Annotated in this window: 4 protein-coding genes and 2 pseudogenes; 4 read left to right on the top strand and 2 right to left on the bottom strand. The window is 34.0% G+C overall.

The window, feature by feature from the left end; all coding sequences use genetic code 11:
• Positions 1-20: 20 nt before the first annotated feature.
• Positions 21-317 (top strand): annotated as a pseudogene (locus AB3X49_RS19365) (hypothetical protein).
• A 109-nt stretch (positions 318-426) separates the two neighbouring features.
• On the opposite strand, the gene AB3X49_RS19360 reads toward AB3X49_RS19365, so the two are convergent.
• Entirely contained in the window at positions 427-963 is a 537-nt protein-coding gene (locus tag AB3X49_RS19360; protein ID WP_002127934.1) for a DUF2812 domain-containing protein, read from the bottom strand.
• 7 nt (positions 964-970) lie between these two features.
• Complete coding sequence (locus AB3X49_RS19355; RefSeq protein ID WP_000991891.1) at positions 971-1,288, bottom strand: PadR family transcriptional regulator; 318 nt, start codon at positions 1,286-1,288, stop codon at positions 971-973.
• A 204-nt stretch (positions 1,289-1,492) separates the two neighbouring features.
• On the opposite strand from AB3X49_RS19355, the gene AB3X49_RS19350 reads away from it, so the two are divergent.
• The 3 genes and pseudogenes from AB3X49_RS19350 to AB3X49_RS19340 all read left to right on the top strand — a co-directional run.
• Entirely contained in the window at positions 1,493-2,422 is a 930-nt protein-coding gene (locus AB3X49_RS19350) for an AAA family ATPase (protein WP_003190194.1), read from the top strand.
• Entirely contained in the window at positions 2,419-3,582 is a 1,164-nt protein-coding gene (locus AB3X49_RS19345) for a DUF58 domain-containing protein (RefSeq protein ID WP_002168123.1), read from the top strand. Before AB3X49_RS19350 ends, AB3X49_RS19345 begins: the two co-directional genes overlap by 4 nt.
• A pseudogene (locus AB3X49_RS19340) lies at positions 3,557-3,680 on the top strand (DUF4018 domain-containing protein); the annotation flags it as partial. The gene AB3X49_RS19345 and the pseudogene AB3X49_RS19340, both read left to right, overlap by 26 nt.

Genomic DNA, 3,680 nt, shown 5'->3' with positions numbered 1-3,680 from the left:
ACATAAAAGAGGTGAAACAAATGATTTTAAATAAAAAGTTAATGATTCCATCTACATTTCTACTATTAACTTGTCACATAGTCATTTTTACTTTTGGATCTTCGATTGGAAGAAGATCTCGACTCCTTACGGTCTAGCTATATGGATTATTTCTACTGTTTGCGGCTTTTTACTTTATTACCACTTTAAACATCAAAACTCTAATAAAATAGTATTAATCGGTAGTTCATTATTATTAATCGTTTCTTCTTCATTTATGATTTTTTTAGGTATTGTTACTGGGATTATCCTTTGTAACTGTTAATTCTATGTCTTAAATATATAGTTTTTTATTGTGTAAAAAAGAACGAACAAAATAGAATTACATAAAAATTAAAGAAGATGATTCCGATAATCATATCATCTTCTTTAAAAATCCACTCTTTGTTATAATATTTCGTTTTTCAATTCCTTAATTTTCCAAGAGATCCTTATAAAGAGATACATATACATACAACCAACAAACCCCAGCATAACTTTCGCCCAAATTGGCACTCTTGATTCTGTTGAACTTAAAAATGCATTATACATTGAGGGTAATATAGTTATTGAAATAAATGCAAAAAATTGTAGTAATTCCTTCATTTTTTGTACCTTCGTCTCTTTTTCTGAGTAAATGTCAGGTAACTCATTATCATCTTCTACCTCTTTACAAAAATAATTCCATTTTGCAAAACTCGTTACATGTTTCCACCCACACATTTCATATATATCAATATATTCTTTTTGTTTTTCTTTTGAATCTTTATAATCCAATCTGAAATCCGCTTTATATACTACATCTTTCGGCTTAGTTTTCTTAAATGTATACATTATATTATATTTTTGTAATGCCCAGCCTTGTTGGTGCATATTCCGTAAAAAAGCTTCTTCTTTTTCTACGCTCCATACCGCGAAAGGTTTGAATATCTTCTTTGTCTCCATCTTCCATTCACTCCCCTAATATACTGTTTCCATTCCTTACAGATCTCTGCAGTCTGTTATACTCTAGCTCTAACACTTCTCTACCAAATGGTGTTAACTCGTAGCACTTCTTTCTGTCTGTAGAGGCAACTTCAACAATCAATTTCTCTTTTAATAACTTCGTAGTATTCCCATATAAAGTACCAGGACCGAGCTTTACTTCCCCATTTGTCATCTCTTCTACCATTTGCATAATTCCATAACCATGCATTGGCTTTACAAGTGACAACAATATGTAATATGTCGCCTCAGTTAATGGAATGTATTTTTGCGCTTTCGCATTCATTATAACTACCTCCGATACATCGCTTCATGATATATCGACTCGCGATACATCGTATAACGATATTGTATAATCATATTCCAAAATATGCAAGTGTAATATTAAAATTAAATATCCATTTCTTTGAATTAAAAAATCATATCAATTTTCTGAATAATTTGTTAAAATATAGAAATATCCGCTTTTATTTTGAAAGGAATGATACATATGATAACTAAATTGAAAGAAAACATAGGATCTGTTTTTGTCGGTAAGGAAAATGTAATTGATTTACTCCTCGTTTCACTGCTTGCTGATGGACATGTACTGCTTGAAGACGTACCTGGTACTGGAAAAACATTACTAGCAAAAACAATTTCTAAAAGCATTGGTGGTAATTTTTCTCGCGTTCAATTTACCCCTGATGTACTTCCGAGTGATGTAACAGGTATTGAATATTTCAATCCAAAAACTAGTGAATTCGAATTAAGACTTGGACCAGTTATGACAAATATACTACTCGCAGATGAAATTAACCGCGCGATGCCGAGAACACAATCTAGTTTGTTAGAAGCGATGGAAGAACGACAAGTAACGCTTGAAAAGCAGTCTACTCCTCTTCCGAAACCATTCTTTGTTATTGCGACGCAAAACCCGATTGAATCACAAGGAACTTTCCCGCTTCCAGATGCACAACTGGATCGTTTTTTAATGACGATTTCAATTGGTTATCCATCTCCTGAAGATGAATTAAAAATGATGCGCCGTTTTCGTAACAATGCACCGTTAGAAAGCGTCACATCTGTCATTTCTTTAGAAGACATTTTAGAAGCACAGAAACAAGTGAAAGAAATTTTCGTATCAGAACCATTAGAACATTACATTATTAAGCTTGCTCACGCTACAAGAAATCATGATTACATTGCTAACGGTGTAAGCCCGCGTGCTACATTAGCTTTAGTACGTGCGGTTCAAGCACTAGCCTTTTTACGCGGCAGAGAATACTGCACACCTGAAGATATACAATTTTTAGTTCCTTCCGTTTGGAATCACCGTATCGTCTTATCGATGGAAGGTGCCTTACGCACGACAAAAAATGAAATCACGCAAAGGATTTTAAAAGAAGTTGACGTACCTGTGGAGATTGAACAAGCATGAATGGACAGCGCGTTGTAACTGTACCTTTATTTTTCCAACTCCATATTATTCAATTAACTGTGCCAGGCGCTATACTATTTACGTTTTTTCTGCCGCAACGAATTATTATGTTTCTCTTTTTCTTCTACTATTTATTTGCGATTTTCATTTATAAATATGTCGCTTACATAGAGAAAAGATTTCAAGTTATAAATGAAAAACAAACAACTCGGCTTTTCCCTGATGAATCTGGACAGTTTTTTATTCATTTAAAAAATGGTGCAAATATACCACTCGTTAACGGCGTTTGTTATTTTCATTTAAATTCATCTCTTATACCGCATAAAGATCAAGGGATTGAACAAATATCGAAAACGTTATTTTCTTTCCCATTTTCACAACCTGCTCATTCAGCACAAAAATGGGATTTAACATTAACCGCAACGAAGCGTGGTGTGTTTCAAATTGAACAGTTCGAATGTGTTTTAAAAGATCCTTTTCATCTTTTAACTGTACATTTACCTGTTTTCGATAAGTTAAAGACTGAAATTATTGTGTACCCTTCTCCTAAAGAGGTAGCCGGTTTACAAGAACTTCAGCAACTATTAACAGGTTCGTATCGAACGAATTTCTCTTTTTACAATGATGAAACATCCATTATCGGTGTTAAACGATATGAACGTGAATCTTTCCGCTCTATTCATTGGAAAGCATCTGCTAAAATGCAGGCGTTACAAGCGAAGCAATATGAACCTGTAAAAAATTATAGTTGGACGATTTGTCTTTCTTTAGCTGCTGATCGTGGGTTTGGTTGGAAAGAAAATGTAGAAGACCTTATTTCATTTACAACGTACATTTGTCAATTCGCAACGAAGCATCAAATTCCGTTTGAGTTATTTATTAGCGTTTTAGCAGAAGGTGGCCCTTTGCTTTTACCATTAAACGAAGGACAAACACATTACGCCAAAGCGTTAGAAGAATTAGCACGTATTTCAGATGATAGTACGCTACTTCCGAAACAAGGATTTCTTCACTATGTAACGAGAAAAAGGGAACGCTCATCTACAATGATATACATTGGTTTGCAGAAAAAGGAGCTCCCTCTTCTATCTCAGCCTACGTTCCTCATTAATAATGAAGGGATGGTGGAAAAGCTTGAAAACTTGGCTCTATCACGTTAATGACTTTATTCTGCTCCTCCTTCTTTCATTATTAACGGAAAGAGATGAGCTCATTGGTATTGCTATATTTTTAGTGACCGGTTATGTAGGAGTATTTC

The sequence above is a fragment of the Bacillus sp. C30 genome (genome assembly GCF_040838255.1).
GTDB classification, from domain to species: Bacteria; Bacillota; Bacilli; order Bacillales; family Bacillaceae_G; genus Bacillus_A; species Bacillus_A mycoides.
Note: the sequence above shows the minus strand (reverse complement) of the source record. Positions and strands in the feature narration are given on the sequence as shown.